The sequence below is a fragment of the Nitrospirota bacterium genome, from assembly GCA_016178585.1.
GTDB lineage: Bacteria > Nitrospirota > Nitrospiria > JACQBW01 > JACQBW01 > JACOTA01.
This window is the reverse complement of record JACOTA010000016.1, coordinates 1-16996: the sequence shown is the minus strand read 5'-3', so window position 1 is coordinate 16996 and position 16996 is coordinate 1. Positions and strand designations below refer to the sequence as shown.

General features: G+C 45.3%; 21 protein-coding genes and 1 tRNA gene. 19 read left to right on the top strand and 3 right to left on the bottom strand.

Annotation, left to right across the window (positions count from 1 at the left end; translation table 11 throughout):
* Positions 1 to 7 precede the first annotated feature (7 nt).
* On the bottom strand, positions 8 to 1342 hold the full coding sequence (gene der / locus HYR79_02895; GenBank protein ID MBI1820635.1) for a ribosome biogenesis GTPase Der: 1335 nt from the start codon (positions 1340 to 1342) through the stop codon (positions 8 to 10).
* 104 nt (positions 1343 to 1446) lie between these two features.
* Entirely contained in the window at positions 1447 to 2001 is a 555-nt protein-coding gene (locus HYR79_02890) for a hypothetical protein (GenBank protein ID MBI1820634.1), read from the bottom strand.
* Between the two features lie 294 nt (positions 2002 to 2295).
* Between HYR79_02890 and HYR79_02885 the strand changes: the two genes are divergently transcribed.
* The gene (locus HYR79_02885) at positions 2296 to 2997 is read left to right on the top strand and encodes a hypothetical protein (GenBank protein ID MBI1820633.1); all 702 of its coding nucleotides are present in this window, start codon (positions 2296 to 2298) and stop codon (positions 2995 to 2997) included.
* Between the two features lie 167 nt (positions 2998 to 3164).
* On the opposite strand, the gene HYR79_02880 is transcribed toward HYR79_02885, so the two are convergent.
* Positions 3165 to 3872, bottom strand: coding sequence for a hypothetical protein (locus HYR79_02880; GenBank protein MBI1820632.1), 708 nt, complete (start codon positions 3870 to 3872; stop codon positions 3165 to 3167).
* Positions 3873 to 4003: 131 nt separating this feature from the next.
* Between HYR79_02880 and HYR79_02875 the strand changes: the two genes are divergently transcribed.
* From HYR79_02875 to HYR79_02790, 18 genes are all read left to right on the top strand, one after another.
* On the top strand, positions 4004 to 4312 hold the full coding sequence (locus tag HYR79_02875) for an MTH1187 family thiamine-binding protein (protein ID MBI1820631.1): 309 nt from the start codon (positions 4004 to 4006) through the stop codon (positions 4310 to 4312).
* A gap of 40 nt (positions 4313 to 4352) precedes the next feature.
* Positions 4353 to 4724 (top strand): cupin domain-containing protein, encoded by a 372-nt coding sequence (locus HYR79_02870; GenBank protein MBI1820630.1) that lies wholly within the window; start codon positions 4353 to 4355, stop codon positions 4722 to 4724.
* Between the two features lie 151 nt (positions 4725 to 4875).
* A complete protein-coding gene (locus HYR79_02865; protein MBI1820629.1) occupies positions 4876 to 5472 on the top strand; it encodes a DUF177 domain-containing protein in 597 nt (198 codons plus the stop codon).
* A 10-nt stretch (positions 5473 to 5482) separates the two neighbouring features.
* Positions 5483 to 5665 carry a 50S ribosomal protein L32 gene (rpmF, locus tag HYR79_02860; protein ID MBI1820628.1) on the top strand — a complete coding sequence of 61 codons (183 nt, stop codon included), beginning with the start codon at positions 5483 to 5485 and terminating at the stop codon, positions 5663 to 5665.
* A gap of 90 nt (positions 5666 to 5755) precedes the next feature.
* The gene (plsX, locus tag HYR79_02855) at positions 5756 to 6769 is read left to right on the top strand and encodes a phosphate acyltransferase PlsX (protein ID MBI1820627.1); all 1014 of its coding nucleotides are present in this window, start codon (positions 5756 to 5758) and stop codon (positions 6767 to 6769) included.
* Between the two features lie 18 nt (positions 6770 to 6787).
* A complete protein-coding gene (locus tag HYR79_02850) occupies positions 6788 to 7765 on the top strand; it encodes a ketoacyl-ACP synthase III (GenBank protein ID MBI1820626.1) in 978 nt (325 codons plus the stop codon).
* A gap of 101 nt (positions 7766 to 7866) precedes the next feature.
* A complete protein-coding gene (fabD, locus tag HYR79_02845) occupies positions 7867 to 8808 on the top strand; it encodes an ACP S-malonyltransferase (protein ID MBI1820625.1) in 942 nt (313 codons plus the stop codon).
* Positions 8809 to 8934: 126 nt separating this feature from the next.
* Entirely contained in the window at positions 8935 to 9684 is a 750-nt protein-coding gene (fabG, locus tag HYR79_02840) for a 3-oxoacyl-[acyl-carrier-protein] reductase (GenBank protein MBI1820624.1), read from the top strand.
* A gap of 74 nt (positions 9685 to 9758) precedes the next feature.
* Positions 9759 to 9992 carry an acyl carrier protein gene (acpP, locus tag HYR79_02835; protein ID MBI1820623.1) on the top strand — a complete coding sequence of 78 codons (234 nt, stop codon included), beginning with the start codon at positions 9759 to 9761 and terminating at the stop codon, positions 9990 to 9992.
* A 15-nt stretch (positions 9993 to 10007) separates the two neighbouring features.
* Positions 10008 to 11249, top strand: coding sequence for a beta-ketoacyl-ACP synthase II (gene fabF / locus HYR79_02830; protein MBI1820622.1), 1242 nt, complete (start codon positions 10008 to 10010; stop codon positions 11247 to 11249).
* A gap of 190 nt (positions 11250 to 11439) precedes the next feature.
* Complete coding sequence (gene rnc, locus HYR79_02825; GenBank protein ID MBI1820621.1) at positions 11440 to 12147, top strand: ribonuclease III; 708 nt, start codon at positions 11440 to 11442, stop codon at positions 12145 to 12147.
* The gene (locus HYR79_02820; protein MBI1820620.1) at positions 12144 to 12731 is read left to right on the top strand and encodes a hypothetical protein; all 588 of its coding nucleotides are present in this window, start codon (positions 12144 to 12146) and stop codon (positions 12729 to 12731) included. The genes rnc and HYR79_02820 overlap by 4 nt, the downstream gene beginning before the upstream one ends.
* A gap of 154 nt (positions 12732 to 12885) precedes the next feature.
* Positions 12886 to 13920, top strand: coding sequence for a phosphoribosylformylglycinamidine cyclo-ligase (locus tag HYR79_02815; GenBank protein MBI1820619.1), 1035 nt, complete (start codon positions 12886 to 12888; stop codon positions 13918 to 13920).
* Entirely contained in the window at positions 13913 to 14575 is a 663-nt protein-coding gene (locus HYR79_02810; protein MBI1820618.1) for a phosphoribosylglycinamide formyltransferase, read from the top strand. Before HYR79_02815 ends, HYR79_02810 begins: the two co-directional genes overlap by 8 nt.
* A complete protein-coding gene (locus HYR79_02805; GenBank protein ID MBI1820617.1) occupies positions 14572 to 15282 on the top strand; it encodes a heavy metal-binding domain-containing protein in 711 nt (236 codons plus the stop codon). The genes HYR79_02810 and HYR79_02805 overlap by 4 nt, the downstream gene beginning before the upstream one ends.
* Positions 15283 to 15317: 35 nt before the next feature.
* Positions 15318 to 15791 (top strand): tetratricopeptide repeat protein, encoded by a 474-nt coding sequence (locus tag HYR79_02800; GenBank protein ID MBI1820616.1) that lies wholly within the window; start codon positions 15318 to 15320, stop codon positions 15789 to 15791.
* A gap of 63 nt (positions 15792 to 15854) precedes the next feature.
* A tRNA-Ala gene (locus tag HYR79_02795) sits at positions 15855 to 15927 on the top strand.
* A 338-nt stretch (positions 15928 to 16265) separates the two neighbouring features.
* Positions 16266 to 16469, top strand: coding sequence for a hypothetical protein (locus tag HYR79_02790; GenBank protein MBI1820615.1), 204 nt, complete (start codon positions 16266 to 16268; stop codon positions 16467 to 16469).
* The last annotated feature ends 527 nt before the right edge of the window (positions 16470 to 16996 follow it).

The following is a 16996-nucleotide window of genomic DNA, read 5'->3' as shown; positions in this document are numbered from 1 at the left end:
CACCGTCCTAAGCCGGTTTTTTATAAATATTTTTTTTCTGCTTAACAAAGATTTGAATCGGCGTTCCCTTAAACCCAAAAGTTTCCCTCAGGCTATTTTCCAGGAATTTCAGATAAGTCCTCGTCAAACCTTCTTTAAAATTGGAAAAAACAATAAAGGTGGGAGGTCTGATTCCTCCCTGTGTGGCGTAATAAATTTTTACCGGCTTGTTTCTGTACAACGGGGGAGGAAAACGCTTTAGAATTTTTTCTAAAAATCCGTTTAAATCGGGTGTTGACACTCTTTTTTGAAAGGAATCAATGATCATGTTAATCGTTTGGTAAATTATTTTGTGATCAAAGCCCTCTTTTGAGGAAATAAATAAAAATGGAAATTCCTTGATAAAAGAAAAGTAGTTAAAAAGGTCACCTTCAAATTTTTCACGGGCTCTGGAAATATCCTTTTTAAGGTCCCATTTGTTAAGCAAAATCGCAAAACCCTTTCCCGCTTCGATGACCCGTCCAACCAATTTAATATCCTGGTCCGTTATCCCCTCGCCGCTGTCAATCAAAATAAAAACAATATCCGCTTTTTTAATCGACTCTTCGGAACGTATGACGCTGGCCCGTTCTATCCCTTTTTCAATTTTTCCCCTTCTCCGGATGCCGGCCGTATCGATAAATAAATAATCGCGGTTTTGATACTGAGCCAGGGTATCAATGGCATCCCTTGTCGTACCGGGAATGGGACTGGTGATTAACCGTTCCTCCCCCAGGAGGGCGTTGATAAAGGTTGATTTTCCGACATTCGGCCGGCCAATGATCGCAATTTTCGCAAAGGGCTCGGGCGTGGTGGAAGCGCTCGCTTTTTCCTGAGGAAATCCCCGATTAACGGCTTCCATAAGATCATCGATGCCGGTGCCGTTTTCAGCGGAAATAGGAAATACCCCTGCGATTCCCAGTTGATAAAACTCATAAAAACTCTGAATGAGAGAAGACCCTTCGATTTTGTTCACGACATAAAAAGTGGGTTTTAAAAAAGGTCTGACGGTCTTAATAATCTCTTGATCGAGAGGGTGGGGACCGGTTCGCCCATCCATTAACAAGATGATGACGTCTGCTTCTTGAGCGGCCTTAATCGTCTGTTTCTTTGCTTCTTCAATCAGGGGAAGCGAAGCGTGTGGAAAGAGGCCGCCGGTATCGATGAGGGTATAGGAGTGCTGGTCATAGGTAAAGGTTCCGAAAAGCCGGTCCCGTGTAACGCCGGGCTCATCTTCCACGACGGCCATTCGGTATCCGACCAACCGGTTAAAAAGGGTTGATTTTCCAACATTTGGCCGGCCAATAATCGCAATTTTTTTCATGAGGATATTAAAAAGGAGGAAATAAGCCTGGCTTTTTGCCGTTGTTTAAAGAAAGGGTGTGTAAGGGCACCGCAAGAAAGAGACTCAAGGATTACCGGCTTAAGTTAATGCAGTGTGTCCAGTGTAACATCGACAGCCTTTTGACCGACGGTGACCGGATTTTTAGCGAAATTCCCTTCAATATCACCAGGCCCCACAGGCCCGGCGGCCCCGTTCTTCATCAATTTAACGACAATATTAAGCTGGCCGGATAGTGTGCCGTCTTGCATAATGACATCGGCTTGAGAAAGGGTATATTGAAGTGGAAATTTCGGACTGGCAATCCTTTGAGAAGCGAGAGGGGGAACGCCCACCTGGGGTCCCTCTGCCGGTTTTGCGCTGATAAATAAAATGGCATTTGGATCCACTTTACCGGCCAGTTTTGGATCGATTGAAATAGTGCCGGAAATGGTTCCGGAGGCGCTGTTAGAGGGAGCCCCGGCCGCTTGCGACGAAACCTGTCCGTAAGGATCCTGGGAGTTAGAAGCAGCTGGCGCGGAGGAACCCGCCGGAGAGGAACCGATAGGCGTTTCATTCTTATTGCACCCTGCATAAAGAGCGGCCGTTCCCATTATGATGATCAAAGAAAAAAGTCTAAAAGCATTTGTTTTCAAAAACATTAAAGTCTCCATTAGGATATTTGGTGATAAGAGGTTGATTCAAAAAGCAAAAATTATTTTATCAAAAATGCGCCCATTGTCAATCTATTTGATCAAACCGGGAACAGAACCGGGGCTGTTCTAACGCGGCAGACCGGTCCAAAGGCCAACAGAAAATCTATCGGGAGAAATAAACTTCGATTAAATTTTTTGAAAATGTTATTGTTTCTCCCAAAGAAATTTTGGTCATACCCTATTGCTTTTTGGGGGATGAGGGTATAACCATAAGTCTAATCGATCCGGGAGCAACCACGAATGAGTCAAAAAGACATGGGTCAAAAACAAAAGGAAAAAGAGAAACAATCCTCTTCAGCGCAAACGGACAGAAGGGGTTGGCCAAATCCGGCAATTTTTATAACGATTGTAATTTTGGGTTTATTATCAATTGCCCTGGTCATTTTTTTTAATCATGGAAATCCCGCGCCGGTCTCGCCCGGTAACGTTAATTCCGATTCCCTGCCCGGCATTCAAACAGGAGAGGCTCCCTGGCCGCCTGAGTTAAATGAGCTCCGCGAACGGCTAAAAATCGTCGGATTGCCTGCTCTCCAGGAAGAAGGTTCGGCGCTTCACATTCATCAACACCTCGATATTTTTATTCACGGAAAATCAATCCCTGTCCCTGCAGCCATTGGGTTTAATGCTCGAGAACGGTTTATCTCCCCCATCCATACGCATGATTCAAACGGCGTCATCCATATCGAGTCCCCGACCGTTCAGACCTTTACCCTCGGACAATTTTTTGATATTTGGGGAGTCCGGTGGAACCTCAACTGTATCGGCGCCTATTGTGAGGATCAGCAAAACACCATTAAGGTTTTTGTGAATGGTGAAGCGGTGCCGGGAGACCCGAGATTGATCGCGCTTTCCGACCATCCAATCATCGTCATCACCTATGGAACGTCACAAGAGCTCCCGAACCCGATTCCTTCAAGTTACGTATTTCCTCCAGGATCTTAACGGCCGTTTTATTACAGAACTGAAAGGTGGATTGCCATTGAAACACTTCTTTCTCGTAGACACATAGGGTCAGGTCTTTATTCTTGAAAATATGGAAGGCCATGGAGATGAATTCAATATTAAAGACCTGACCCTACTAACTAATATTATGCATGACCCTACTAATATTATACATATTTTTCATAATGGATCTGTTTCCGGTTGAAACCGATTGATTTCAGCTTTTCTTTGACGGCGTCGACCATCGGCGGCAGGCCGCAGACATACGCCTGTTTTCCTTCACCGTTTCCGATAAATTTGTCGATTTTTTCCTGGACATAGCCTGTTTCTCTCGTCCAATGGAGCGGACGGCTTAAGGTAGGGACAAATTGAAAATTTGCGTGTCTCTTCTCCAGGGCCCTAAATTCTCTTTCATATAAAATTTCGGTTTCAGTCCGGACCCCGAAAATCAGGCAAACTCGCTTGGAAAAGCCCTCATGTAAGAGGGATTGGACCATACTTCTTAAAGGGGCGATTCCGGTTCCAGCGCCGATGAAAAAAAGGTCAAATTGAGACGGATTCCTCAAAATAAAAACGCCATCCGGTCCGTCAACCGGAATGATGACTCCCTCCCGGTAAGAAAAAAAAGTGTTGGAGACAAAACCCCCTTCCACCCTTTTGATGCAGATTTCCAGGAGCGTTGGGTCGAAGGGAGGGGAGGCAATGGAGTAAGGTTTCCGGATAACCCTGTTTTCTCTTGGAACATGGACGGAAATAAACTGCCCGGCTTTAAATTCGAGTTTTTGATTGGGAGGAAGCCGCAGAAAAAAACTTTTTACGGAAGAGGTGAGGTTTTCAATTCGCTCTAACGTGGTTAAATGGACGATTCGAGCCATTTGATTTGTTCCTTCTGAAATGGTATGATACCGAGAATTTTATTAAACTCGAAATTGGAAAACAGCCAAGACAGCTTTTTCATTATACGGCCATTTTTCCTTTGAATACACGCTAAAAGAGGATTTGGGTCATGGTGCTTTTGGAGTTCAGCATGTCCCCGTTAGACAAGGGAGAGAGCGTCGGGGAGTATGTTTCCCGGTCCCTGAAGATTATCGACGAAAGTGGTGTAGACTACCGTTTGAATCCAATGGGAACCGTCCTTGAAGGCGAATGGGATGAGGTTTTTGACGTCGTAAAGAAATGCTTTCACCAGATGTCGAAGGATTGCAATCGGATTTCAACGACCATCAAGGTGGATTATCGCAAAGGAAAAACAGGGCGTCTCGATAGCAAGGTTGAAAGTGTCGAGAAAAGATTAAATAAAAAACTAAAGACTTAGCCCCAGGTTAAATATTTATTCATCAAAATAGGAAAAAACAATGCCCTTTAAAAATTTAAAAGATGCCGTTTCCTTTTCTTCGGAAAAAATGAAAAAAAACAATCTGTTCGAAACGTCCAGACTGGTTTGCGATGTTTATTGTTTCGAGCCGGGCCAGGAGCAAAAAGTCCACAGTCATGACGATCAGGATAAGGTCTACCTGGTTTTGGAGGGAACAGGAAGTTTTAAAGTCGGCAGCGAAGAGAAACACCTTTCTAAAGATATGGTGGTGTTGGCCGAAGGGGGGATCGATCATGGAGTTAAAAACACAGGCAATAGCCGTTTAACGCTTTTTGTTTTCGTTGCTCCATCCGGAATGAAAAAAGGTGAAAAATCTCATAAAACGGATCATGACCATGGCCACCATCATTAGGGTAAGCCCTCTCTTTGTTGATTCCGTTATTTCAACCGCTCCTTATAATATAACGAACGCGCCAGGTCTGCCAAAATAGTGGTCTAATTTCTTGACATGAAGGCTCCCGCCCGATATAATCCATCGTTTAACTCTATTCGTTAGGTTTCTCATGCTGATTGACATACTTCATATTCCTGAGGAAGGAAAGGAAATTTCCTACCAGGAAGACCCTGCGAACATTCATCTTTCCCCGGATATTGAGTTTAAGGGAGTTATCGACGTTCAGGCGTTCCTTTACAAGACAGCAAAAACAATTATTGCGAGGGGAAGAATAAACGCGACCCCCTCTTTTCAATGCGGACGATGTTCCAAAAACTTTTTTCTCCCCCTGGCGATCGATTTTGACCAGATTTTTGTGCCCAAAAACCCGCCCCGTCCCGCTTATCACAAAAAACAGGAGGAAACCAGGGCGAACCGATCTTCTTTAAAAAAGAAAGCAGAAGTTTCTGATTTCAGTCAAGAAAAGGAAGAACTCGATAACCCGGATGAAAACTATTATGAGGGCTCTTCGATCGTTCTCGACGAAATGATCAGGGAACAGGTCCTCCTGGAATTTCCGATGAGACCCCTTTGTTCACCAACGTGCAAGGGGTTATGCCCCCGCTGTGGAATCGACTGGAACGTGTCCGACTGTTCCTGTTTAAAGGATGAAGACACGCCGGGTTCGATGGAAAAAATTTTTAAAAAGATATTAAAAGAAAAATAAGGAGAATAAAATGCCGAATCCAAAACATAAAATATCAAAAGCCAGGAGAGATAAGCGGAGGGCCAACATAAAATTGACAAGGCCTCAGTTAAGCGCGTGTCCTCAATGTCTGGAGCCCAAGCTTCCCCATAAAGTCTGTTTAAATTGCGGAACTTATAAGGGGAAAGAGATGATCGCCATTCAGGAAGTTTAATCGCTTCCACCCATCCTTTTAAAATAACGTCAAGTTAACGCCGGAAATAGATTTGTCACAAACCCTAACCGACCAAAAAGATTTTTGTCAATGAAAATAGCTCTGGATGCGATGGGCGGGGATTTTTCTCCTCAGCACGAGGTCGAAGGAGCCATTGCCGCCTGCGAGGAATTTGGGGTTGAATTGATTTTGGTGGGAGATGAAAAGCGCCTTTCCGCCGAACTCAAAAAATATTCCACAGCCAATCTCCCCGTCACCATTTTGCATGCTGACCAGGTGGTCACCATGGAAGACGCTCCCTCCATGGTCATTCGAAAAAAGAGAAATTCCTCGATCTGGAAAGCCACCGAGCTGGTGATGGAAGGTACGGCCTCCGCTGTGGTGAGCGCGGGGAATACGGGCGCCTGTATGGCTGCCGCTATCTTTATCCTGAAACCTTTAAAAGGAATAGACCGCCCTGCAATCGCGGCCATATTTCCAACCCTTAAAAACCCTGTTATTCTGATCGACGTCGGCGCTAATGTCGATTGCAAACCGAAAAATCTTCTTCAGTTTGCCGTGATGGGCGACGTTTACGCTAAACGGATCTTTGGCCTTCAAAAGCCCCGTATTGGGTTATTGAGCAATGGAGAAGAGGATATCAAGGGGAATGACATCACCAAAGAGGCTTTTAAACTTCTTAAAGCCGCTCCTTTTAATTTTCTTGGCAATGTGGAAGGAAAAGATATTTATAAGGGGGAAACGGATGTCATTGTTTGCGACGGTTTTGTCGGGAATGTCGTATTAAAAACCAGTGAGGGGCTGGCGGAGGCGCTTTTTAAGCTTCTAAAATTCGAAATCCGGCAATCGACGATTTTAGGCAAACTCGGGTATCCGCTGTTGAAATCCAGCTTTACACGATTTAAAAAACGGGTAGACTATTCAGAATACGGCGGGGCGCCTCTGCTGGGGGTAAACGGGGTTAGCATGATTTGCCACGGCCGGTCGACGCCTAAGGCCATTAAAAATGCCATTGGCCGCGCAAAAAACCTTGCGGAAAAGCAGGTCAGCGCTTATATTCAAAGTGAAATCGAAGCTTTCTTAATGACAGAACCTGCTTCCTAAACCAGCGAGATGACCCACATGCACTCACAGATCATTGGAACAGGTTCATACCTGCCCGAAAAAACGCTGACGAACGCCGATCTTGAAAAAATCGTTGATACAACAGATCAATGGATTACGGATCGAACTGGAATTAGAGAGCGGCACATCGCCGCCGAGAACGAAGCTGCCTCTGATTTGGCCGTCCAGGCAGCTCAAAAGGCTTTACAAGCCGCCGGCATCGCGCCGGAAGAGCTGGATATCTTAATCGTCGGGACTCAAACGCCTGACATGACCTTTCCTTCAACCGCCTGCATCGTTCAGGCAAAACTCGGGGCTTCAAAGGCATTTGCGTTTGATCTTTCCGCCGCCTGTTCCGGGTTTATTTACGCGCTTTCGGTCGCAGATCATTTTTTAAAATCCGGCAAATATCGAAATGCGCTGGTCATTGGAACCGAGGTCATGTCAAGAATTCTTGATTGGAAGGACCGGACGACTTGTGTCATTTTTGGAGACGGCGCCGGGGCAGTGGTTTTAAAAAGCGTTGAGGAAAAAAAAGGGATTCTTTCCAGCCACCTCCATTCGGACGGTCAATTCTGGGACCTCATTTGTATGCCTGGAGGAGGATCGAGGATTCCAATTTCAGAAGCCGTGCTGGCCCAAAGGCTGAATTTTTTAAAAATGAAAGGCAGCGAGACCTTTAAGATTGCCGTTCGAAATCTCGAAGAGGTGGCGTGGGAAGCCCTGAATCATAACCAGCTTTCAATTGACCGTCTTTCGCTGATGATTCCTCATCAGGCCAATACCCGGATTATCAAGGCCTTATCCGAAAGGTTAAAGCTTCCCGAGGGAAAAGTGATGATCAATATTGACCGTTGCGGAAATACATCGGCGGCGTCTATTCCAATTGCGCTGGATGAGGCGGTAAAAACCGGAAGGGTTCATGAGGGTGATTATATCCTTTTAATTGCTTTTGGAGCCGGTTTGACCTGGGGGGCGTCGGTCATTCGATGGTGAGGGGCAGGGTGAACCGCCGCGCTTTATTTTGGCTTGACATTAGGAAAAAAAATGAGCAATATCAATTTGTTTTTATTAAATTCCGGCATCTTTATAATTAAATGATTGCGTTTGTATTTCCCGGCCAAGGCTCCCAATACATAGGGATGGGTAAAAAGATAAGTGAAGAATATGAGGAAGCAAAAAAGGTCTTTTCTCTGGCCGGTCAGGCTCTTCACTGGGATGTGGCAAAACTCTGTTTTGATGGCCCGCAGGACCGATTAAATCAAACCGCGTATACGCAACCGGCCATATTAACAACCAGTCTTGCGATTTATTCCGTATTCAAACAGGTTTTTCCAAAAACCCCGCAATGGGTTGCGGGACACAGTTTGGGGGAATATTCTGCGCTGGTCGCCGCCGGAGGAATTCCTCTGGAAGAGGCGATTTTGCTTGTTGCAAAAAGAGGCGATTTGATGCAAAGAGCGGTTCCTGAAGGAAAAGGAGCGATGGCGGCGATCCTGGGGTTAAACCGTTCGGCCGTTGAATCGATTTGTAAGGAAATTTCTGCCCGTGGAATTGTGGCTCCCGCGAACTACAATACCTTCGAGCAGATCGTCATCGCCGGTGAAACTCATGCCGTGGCGGAGGCATCAAAAAAAGCCGAAGAGGCCGGGGCAAAAAAAGTCATCCCCCTTTCCGTAAGCGTTCCGTCCCACTGCATTCTTATGGAACCGGCGGCTTTAGAGTTGAAAGACTCTATTGAAAAAACCTCTTTTTATGATTTAAAAATTGGATTCGTCAATAACGCGGACGCGAAAGAGCTTCGGTGGAAAGAAGAAATTAAGGCATCATTGATTCGGCAGATCTCCGCCCCGCTCCTCTGGGTCGATACCGTGCTGTTTTTAATGGATAAGGGGGTTAAAACGTTCGTTGAAATTGGGCCTGGCAGGGTGTTATCAGGGTTGATAAAGCGGATTAATCGCCAGGTGGAGGTGTTGTCCGTCGAAGATCCGGAAACCCTGGATAGAACGGTGAATCATTTAAGACTCATTAATGGATAAAGGTCTATACAGCAGGACATAAATAAACGGACATTTTCAAAGGTGGACCTCCTCTCCCGCAAGGGGAGGAGGACATTGAATTAAATTTATTTATATCCGGCTTTATAGCAAGCAAGGTAACGAACGTTGGATACTCAATTAGAAGGTCGAACAGCTTTAATTACCGGAGGTGCACAGGGAATTGGTTTCGGCATTGCTGATTGTCTCGCTTCAGAAGGCGCGATCGTTGGAATTGCCGATGTCAATTTTGAAAAGGCAAAACAGGCCGCGGATGATTTAATTTCAAGAGGTAAAAAAGCGGTTGCCTTTAAAGTCAATGTGGCCAGTTCGAACGAAGTCAAAGAAATGGTAGGCCAGGCGATGGCGGTCTGGAACAAGATTGATATTCTTGTGAATAACGCGGGGATTACCCGGGACGGACTTATCCTGAGAATGAAAGAGGAGGATTGGACCCTGGTGATGGATATCAATCTTAAAGGAACTTTTTTGTGTATCAAAGAAGTTCTTCCCAAAATGGCAAAACAGCGGTTTGGCCGTATTATCAATATTTCTTCGATTGTCGGTGCCATGGGAAATCCAGGCCAGGCCAATTATGTGGCGTCGAAAGCTGCCGTGGTGGGTTTGACTAAAACGGTTGCAAGGGAATATGCCAGCCGGGGAATTACCGTAAATGCGGTGGCTCCGGGCTTTATCGAAACGGCAATGACAGATGTTTTACATGAACAAACCCGTGAAGAGCTCATCAGGCAGATTCCCCAGGGAAGAATGGGTAAAGTCGAAGATATCGCAAACGCGGTCTGTTTTCTGGCCTCAGGGCAGGCTTCTTATATTACGGGTCAGGTGATCCATGTCAATGGTGGAATGTATATGGTGTGATGAATAATAATAAATCATCTCTATTAACTAACGGGGTAAAACCCCAATTTCGGGAGAGGAGGTTTGAAAAATAAATGGCTGCAGTAGAAGAAAGAGTCAAGAAAATCATTGCAGAACAATTAGGCGTTGAGGAGGAGGATATCACCCCGGAGGCTTCTTTTGTGGAGGACCTGGGCGCCGATTCTCTGGATACCGTGGAATTGGTGATGGCTTTCGAAGAAGAGTTTGGCATTGAAATTCCTGATGACGACGCGGAAAAAATACTCAATGTTCAAAATGCAATGGAATATATCAAGGAAAAACTTTAATAAGTGGATAATGTTATCCTAAAAAAAAGGGTGGTCGTTACAGGTTTAGGATTAGTGACGCCCCTGGGAATCGGTGTGCAGCAGACGTGGGAAGCTCTTTGTGCCGGCGTTTCCGGCGCGGGAAAGATTACGCGGTTTGATGCGGCCGATTTTCCTGTTCAAATAGCGGCTGAAGTCAAAGGGTTTGATCCAGCTCAATATATCGAGAAAAAAGAAATTAAGAAAATGGATACGTTTATTCACTATGCGATCGCGGCAGCCCAGATGGCCGTGGACGACGCGGGAATAAAAGTATCCGAAGAAATGAAAGATCGAATGGGCGTCTATGTCGGGGCCGGAATGGGTGGCCTTCCGGCCATTGAAAACTCCTTTCTCACTCTTCTTGAAAAAGGCCCGAAAAAAGTCACCCCTTTTTTCGTGCCGATGTCTATTATCAATCTTGCGGCCGGCCAAATTGGAATCCGATTTGGGTTCAGAGGTGTCAACACCTCTGCCGTGACAGCTTGTGCGACGGGAAATACCTGTATCGGGGATGCCTATCGGATTATTCAGCGGGGAGAAGCGGATGCGATGATTGCAGGAGGGAGCGAGGCGACGATTTGCCGCCTTGCCGTCGCCGGTTTTGCCTCATCCAGGGCGCTCTCGACCCGAAATGACGATCCGGCAAAAGCCAGTCGTCCCTTTGACCGGGAACGTGACGGTTTCCTGATGGGCGAAGGGGCCGGGATTCTGTTTCTTGAAGAGCTGGAGTTTGCCAGGGCTCGCGGCGCCCGTATTTATGCTGAAATTGTTGGATATGGAATGACCGCAGACGCCTATCATATCACCGCGCCGGCCGAAGACGGGATGGGGGCTGTAAAATGTATGAAACTGGCATTAAAGGAAAGTCAAATAGAACCGCGTCAGATTGGCTATATCAATGCGCATGCGACCTCGACATTTGCCGATAAAATTGAAACGCTCGCGATTAAAAAAACATTTGGAGAATATGCCAATCAAATTCCCGTCAGTTCCACTAAATCAATGACGGGTCACTTATTAGGGGCTGCTGGCGGAGCTGAGGCCATCTTTTCGATTTTAGCCATGGTCAACGGGGTCCTTCCTCCAACCATTAATCTTGAAAATCCAGATCCTGAATGTGATTTAGATTATATTCCCAATAAAGCCCGGCAGAAACAGGTTCAATATGCCCTTTCCAATTCCTTTGGATTTGGAGGGACCAATGCCTCCCTTGTTTTTAAAAAATACGAAAATTAAAAAAAAATTATTGGAAAATATGGCCGTGAGAAAGCGGACATGTGAAAGGCCGCGAAATTGAAGCGAGCGGCTATTCACAACCTGAAAATTCGGCGGGTTGCGGAACGGCTTGAGAGCCAGCCGTGTGGTGGAACTCAGAACCCGAAATTCGAGATTGCAGCGGAAGGCCTTTTTTTTATGGATCAGGGAAATGTCTCAAATTGATCTTAACCGTTTAGAGGATCTCTCCTCTTACCATTTTTCCCGGCAAACCTTTTTAAAACAAGCCTTAACCCATAAATCCTTTGTCAATGAAAGCAGTCTGAAGGGAATCAAAGATAATGAAAGATTAGAGTATCTCGGAGACGCGGTTCTTGATTTGGTTATCAGTGAATACTTGTTTGGTTATTTGCCGGAGGCTAATGAGGGGGATCTTTCTAAAATAAAATCAACGCTGGTCAATGAGCGAACCTTATCGGAAATTGCCAGGAAATTAAATTTGGGCGACTTTATCTTTTTAGGAAAGGGAGAGGCGTTGTCGATGGGCCGAAATAAAAACTCTCTCCTGGCCAATACCCTGGAAGCGTTAATCGCGGCGGTTTATCTGGATGGGGGCCTTCTTTCCGCAAAAGGATGTATCCTCCGATGGTTTAAAGAAACGATCGAAAACACCGGCGCCCATCAGGTTTCATTAGATTACAAGACGGATTTTCAGGAACAGTGCCAAAAGATTTTCGGAATTTTACCGGACTACCGGCTTGTAAAAACGTCTGGCCCCGATCATGAAAAATCTTTTGAAATTCACCTGTTGGTCAAAGGGGATATCCTTGGTGTTGGCGTGGGAAGAAATAAGAAGGAGGCAGAACAAATCGCAGCTAAAGAGGCATTAAACCGGATAAAAGGAATAGCAAAATCATGAAGGTAAATAAAAAATTGTTACTCTGGGTTATGGCGATCCTTTTGGGTTTAAACCAGGAGGCGGGGGCCATGTGGGTTCATTTAAACGAAACTCAAAAAGGAGAGGCGATGGGATATGGGATGAGAAATGTAAATACCGATCTTCGTCTTTTTTTTAAAGAGTGGACGGTGGACCTTGGAAAAAACGGCGTAGCTATTTTAAATTCGGAATTTTTAACCCTGGCATTTGCAGTCCGCGATGCGGCATCATCGGGACAGGAACTCGATAATTACGCAATTGACGATGCGTTGGCTAAAGTCCAGGGAAAGCTGGTTTTCACCGTCACTCTTTTTGGAAAAGAGGAGGATTTTGCAAAGGACTACGTCGGGTTGATTAAATTCGGCGGTAAAACCTTTTCCGCGACCTATTGGGAGGAGGGAGAAGTCACTCCCTCTGAATCTCAGCCCGGAATGTTTGTTCAGGATCTTTTTTATTATTTTCCTATTGGAGAAATCCCTCCAGAGGGCCAGTTAAGTCTTCTGGTCGGGAGCCCGCAGAAGAAAGAAAAAACTCAATTCGACTTTGACTTAAAGAAGATAAAATAGGAAAATCATAATAATATCAATAACTTAGATATTTGACGAAACCCTGGTTATCTTGTATCCTTATAATACTTTAAGATAATACTTTAAGTTGTATTCTTAAAACATAGCTTCACCGGGGCAGAGATTAAGTCTCGGCCTCGAAAGCTAGGAAAGGGTGCCGATTTTGGAAAAGCTTTCCTACAAAAAAGCCGGTGTCGATATCAGCCTCGGCAACCGATTTGTTAAGAAGATTACGCCCTTGGTTAGAAAAACTTTTCGTTCCGAAGTTTATTCCGATCTGGGAGGATTTAGCGGCTTATTTCAATTAAAAAAATATAAAAACCCGCTCCTGGTTTCCGGAACGGATGGGGTGGGAACAAAGCTTAAAATAGCCTTTCTCATGAACCAGCACGACACGGTTGGAATTGATCTGGTTGCGATGTGCGTTAACGATATCGTGGTGACCGGCGCGGAACCCTTATTTTTTCTTGATTATATGGCCTCCGGAAAACTGGATTTAAAACGGTCCGTGGCGATTTTAAAAGGGATTGTTGGCGGGTGCCGACAGGCGGGGTGCGCCCTTATTGGCGGTGAAACCGCGGAAATGCCCTCTTTTTACCCAAAAGGAGAGTATGATCTGGCGGGATTCGCCGTGGGCGTCGTTGAAAAAAAGAAACTCATCGATGGTCACGCGATCAAGCCGGGAGATGCGATTATCGGATTGGCTTCCAGCGGGCTCCACAGCAATGGTTTTTCGTTGGTCCGGAAAATTGTTTTTGAAAAGGCAAAACTTAAACCCGGTCAAAAAATATCGGAACTCGGGGAAAAATTGGGAACCGCATTATTAAGACCAACTCGAATTTATGTTAAAACGGTTCTTAAACTCAAGAATCGGTTTAATTTAAAGGGAATGGCCCACATTACCGGGGGAGGGATTACAGAAAACCTTCCGAGGATTTTGCCCAAAAATTGTCAAGCGGAGGTTTTCAAAAAATCGTGGAAGATCCCGCCGCTCTTTTCTTTCCTCCAGCAGGCCGGGGGAATCAGCGAAAATGAGATGTTCCGGGATTTTAACATGGGAATAGGGTTTATTTTAATTGTTCCGAAAAAAGAGGCCAAACAGGTTATTTTGTCCGCAAAAAAACTGGGGGAAAAAGCTTTTTTAGTCGGGGAAGTCCGCAAAGGAAAAAACATCGTTCACTATGACTGACGCTCTCAAAATAGGGGTTCTGGTTTCCGGAAACGGAACCAACCTTCAGGCTATTATCGACGCCATTGAAAATAAAGAGCTCAACGCTAAAATCTCCGTGGTCCTCTCCAACAAGAAAACCGCCTTTGCGTTGGAACGGGCGAGAAAATATGGGCTAACCGCGGTTTATGTTGACCCGGCTCCCTTTGAAAACAGAGAACGCTATGAACAAGAAATTGTTCGTCATCTGCGGGATAGCGGAGCTCAATGGATCGTTTTAGCGGGTTACATGAAAATGATAACGTCTGAGCTTCTTTCTGCTTACCGAAACCATATTTTAAATATCCATCCGTCGCTCTTACCGGCTTTTACAGGTCTTCACGCTCAAGCACAGGCCCTTAGTTACGGAGTGAAGATTACCGGGTGTACCGTTCACTTGGTTGACGAAGGTTTAGACAGCGGCCCCGTAATTGTTCAAGCCGCGGTGCCGGTGTTGGAGAGTGATACCGTTGACACGCTAAAAAGCAGAATTTTGGAAAAAGAACACGAAATTTATCCTCAGGCCCTAAAATGGATCGCAGAGGGAAAACTGAAAGTTGAAGGAAGAAAAGTGAGGATACTTTCTTCGCGAAATCCTTTGATAAGTGAACCGATTAACCCGGGAGTGAAAAAATGATTTGCCAGGCTTGCGGAAATGATCAAAAAGAAGGAGCAGAATGCCTGAAGTGTCATACCACCTTTGTTCCTGGCAGTCAGGACCAGATTCATCAACTTTCGACCCCTTCCGCGTTGGAATTATTCGAGAGAGGGAGTTCTTCTCCCTTGGTGGCGCCTGAAGGGAGCCCGGAGGATCCGGCAAAAAAAATTCCAGAGGATGACGCAAAAAATATTCAAGAGCACGAGAAACAGATTCAGCTTCAACTTGTGAAAATGGAAGAAGAAAAACAGCGGCTTCTTGAATTAAAACTTAACCTCGGAAAACAGATCCAGGAGGCCAAAGTAAAGGAAGAGCAGAAGAAGGCCCAAAAAAAAGAAACTGAAATTGACAGTGCGGTTGATAAAATTAAAACCATTTTGGTTACCTCCCTTTCCGCTATTGAAAATAAGCCTGTTTTGGAACATAAAGGGCTGGTGGGGTCCCAGGTTCTAATTAAAACCGATGCGTTAGAAACGGCTATTTCAAGTTTAAAAGATGCCGCCGGTTTGAGAAATACCCCCTATTACGACAACCTGAAGAAGGGCTTTCAAATTGGGTTGACCGATTTGAAAATCGAAGCCTCAAAACTTCAGGCCAACGCCGTGGTCGGTGTGGTCGTACATGAACAATATTTAAAAGACCAGGTGTTAATCGTCTCCTTTACCGGTACCGCCATTTTAATTTAAACCGAAAAAGCAAAACTTTCTGTATAGGAACCGTCATGAAAGAAAAAATTCCAGGAAATGAAGAAATTGAATTAGGGAAAGCCTATTTAAAAGAAAAAAACTATCCAGAAGCTCTTAAATATTTTAAAAAAGCGTTTTCCTTTTATCAGGACAACCCCAATCAGACTCCGGGTGTCCTGTTATCGTCCTACGGTTATGCAAGGGCAATAGGTGAGAAAAACGTAAGTGAAGGGATCGCCTTTTGTAAAAAAGGGTTGATGAGAAAAGACCAGGCGCCGGAACATTATTTATATCTTGCCGAGCTTTATTTAATGAGTCGGCGGAAAAGGGAAGCCTACAAAACGATTGAAACGGGCCTGAAAATGTTTAAAAATCATTCGAGACTGTCGGAAACACTCAGGGAATTTGGCGTCAGAAAAAAACCGATAGTCTCTTTATTGGACCGATCTCATCCGGTAAATAAGGTAATCGGAAAAATTGTTCGGGAACCCGTCGGAAAAAGAAAATAAAAAACTCCTATTGCATGAGGGGAGGTTTTTCGGGTAAATTACAAGATGTTTTAGCGAAATTTTGGGGCTGTAGCTCAGTTGGGAGAGCGTCTGGTTCGCAATCAGAAGGCCGGCGGTTCGATCCCGCCCAGCTCCATTAATAGTCGGGGGCCTTCGTGTACTCCACTCAATGCCCCCGAACCCCGGCGTTCAGCACTGGCAAAGCCAGATGCTTCACTTCCTCGCTTGCGGGGCGAAGCGTTTCTCTTTACCCAGCATACCTAATCTTTTGGTTTTTAATATTTCTCTAATAAGCTTGTTTCGCGATATGGTTCAGCAATGTCGCTGATTGCTTCTCTTTTTTCTCTTCTCCAGTCTTTAACTCTCAAGAATTTACCGAAGCCATCCACCTAATAAATAATGGAATGGCTGGAGGATTGGCAGCAAGCTTTCATGTTTTTTACAACAAGAAAGTTTTTAAGGCAGGAGAGGTTTGTGGCAAAATTTGAAGGGGAAGTGGAGAAAATCAGCTGGTCGGGTCGTATTCTGGCAGTTCAGCCCAGAATCTGCCTCATGCGCTCTTTTGATCAACGGGCTCATAGCTATAAGGGCTATGTTCTCCGGATCGAGGGGACCTGTGGAGCTAAAACAGGAGAGTTTCTGATTGCTGTTGGAAAGGAGGCTCACCAGAAGCATTAGTTTTTAAAAGGGATGACGTTATCAGGGGAGTCATCTCCAGTCCTTGACCCTAGACATGAAACGGCAGAATTCTATAAAACAAGCCGGATCAAAATAATTAACAAAGCGGGAAATGAGATATCTCAGCCTCCACCCTTTTGTGGAATTTCACCTTCTTTGGAAATTTACCGTCAAAGGGGACATCGGCGTTTAGATGCCAGAACCTTCGAATCTAAGTGTGCAACCTGTACCCAGGAACAGCGATAGAAAGTTGTCATTGCGAGCGAAGCGAAGCAATCTCGCCATCGTGAACCGAGATCGCCACGCACCCTGCGGGCGCTCGCGATGACAGGCAAAACAAGGAGTTACAAATCCTATCGCTGTTCTTGGGGTCAACCTTGGTGCGTTGCCCAAGACCAGCGATAGACTTCGCACCCACTTATTAATCATGTCATTGCGAGCACCGAAGGGTGCGTGGCAATCTTATCGTAAAGTCTTGAGATTGCTTCACTTTGTTCGCAATGACAGCTTTCTAACTCTGTTCTTGG

What these genes read in the sequence shown, in the direction of transcription:
- der (MBI1820635.1), bottom strand. Translation starts at nt 1,342, where the DNA reads ATGAAAAAAATTGCGATTATTGGCCGGCCAAATGTTGGAAAATCAACC.
- HYR79_02890 (MBI1820634.1), bottom strand. Translation starts at nt 2,001, where the DNA reads ATGTTTTTGAAAACAAATGCTTTTAGACTTTTTTCTTTGATCATCATA.
- HYR79_02885 (MBI1820633.1), top strand. Translation starts at nt 2,296, where the DNA reads ATGAGTCAAAAAGACATGGGTCAAAAACAAAAGGAAAAAGAGAAACAA.
- HYR79_02880 (MBI1820632.1), bottom strand. Translation starts at nt 3,872, where the DNA reads ATGGCTCGAATCGTCCATTTAACCACGTTAGAGCGAATTGAAAACCTC.
- HYR79_02875 (MBI1820631.1), top strand. Translation starts at nt 4,004, where the DNA reads ATGGTGCTTTTGGAGTTCAGCATGTCCCCGTTAGACAAGGGAGAGAGC.
- HYR79_02870 (MBI1820630.1), top strand. Translation starts at nt 4,353, where the DNA reads ATGCCCTTTAAAAATTTAAAAGATGCCGTTTCCTTTTCTTCGGAAAAA.
- HYR79_02865 (MBI1820629.1), top strand. Translation starts at nt 4,876, where the DNA reads ATGCTGATTGACATACTTCATATTCCTGAGGAAGGAAAGGAAATTTCC.
- rpmF (MBI1820628.1), top strand. Translation starts at nt 5,483, where the DNA reads ATGCCGAATCCAAAACATAAAATATCAAAAGCCAGGAGAGATAAGCGG.
- plsX (MBI1820627.1), top strand. Translation starts at nt 5,756, where the DNA reads ATGAAAATAGCTCTGGATGCGATGGGCGGGGATTTTTCTCCTCAGCAC.
- HYR79_02850 (MBI1820626.1), top strand. Translation starts at nt 6,788, where the DNA reads ATGCACTCACAGATCATTGGAACAGGTTCATACCTGCCCGAAAAAACG.
- fabD (MBI1820625.1), top strand. Translation starts at nt 7,867, where the DNA reads ATGATTGCGTTTGTATTTCCCGGCCAAGGCTCCCAATACATAGGGATG.
- acpP (MBI1820623.1), top strand. Translation starts at nt 9,759, where the DNA reads ATGGCTGCAGTAGAAGAAAGAGTCAAGAAAATCATTGCAGAACAATTA.
- rnc (MBI1820621.1), top strand. Translation starts at nt 11,440, where the DNA reads ATGTCTCAAATTGATCTTAACCGTTTAGAGGATCTCTCCTCTTACCAT.
- HYR79_02820 (MBI1820620.1), top strand. Translation starts at nt 12,144, where the DNA reads ATGAAGGTAAATAAAAAATTGTTACTCTGGGTTATGGCGATCCTTTTG.
- HYR79_02810 (MBI1820618.1), top strand. Translation starts at nt 13,913, where the DNA reads ATGACTGACGCTCTCAAAATAGGGGTTCTGGTTTCCGGAAACGGAACC.
- HYR79_02805 (MBI1820617.1), top strand. Translation starts at nt 14,572, where the DNA reads ATGATTTGCCAGGCTTGCGGAAATGATCAAAAAGAAGGAGCAGAATGC.
- HYR79_02800 (MBI1820616.1), top strand. Translation starts at nt 15,318, where the DNA reads ATGAAAGAAAAAATTCCAGGAAATGAAGAAATTGAATTAGGGAAAGCC.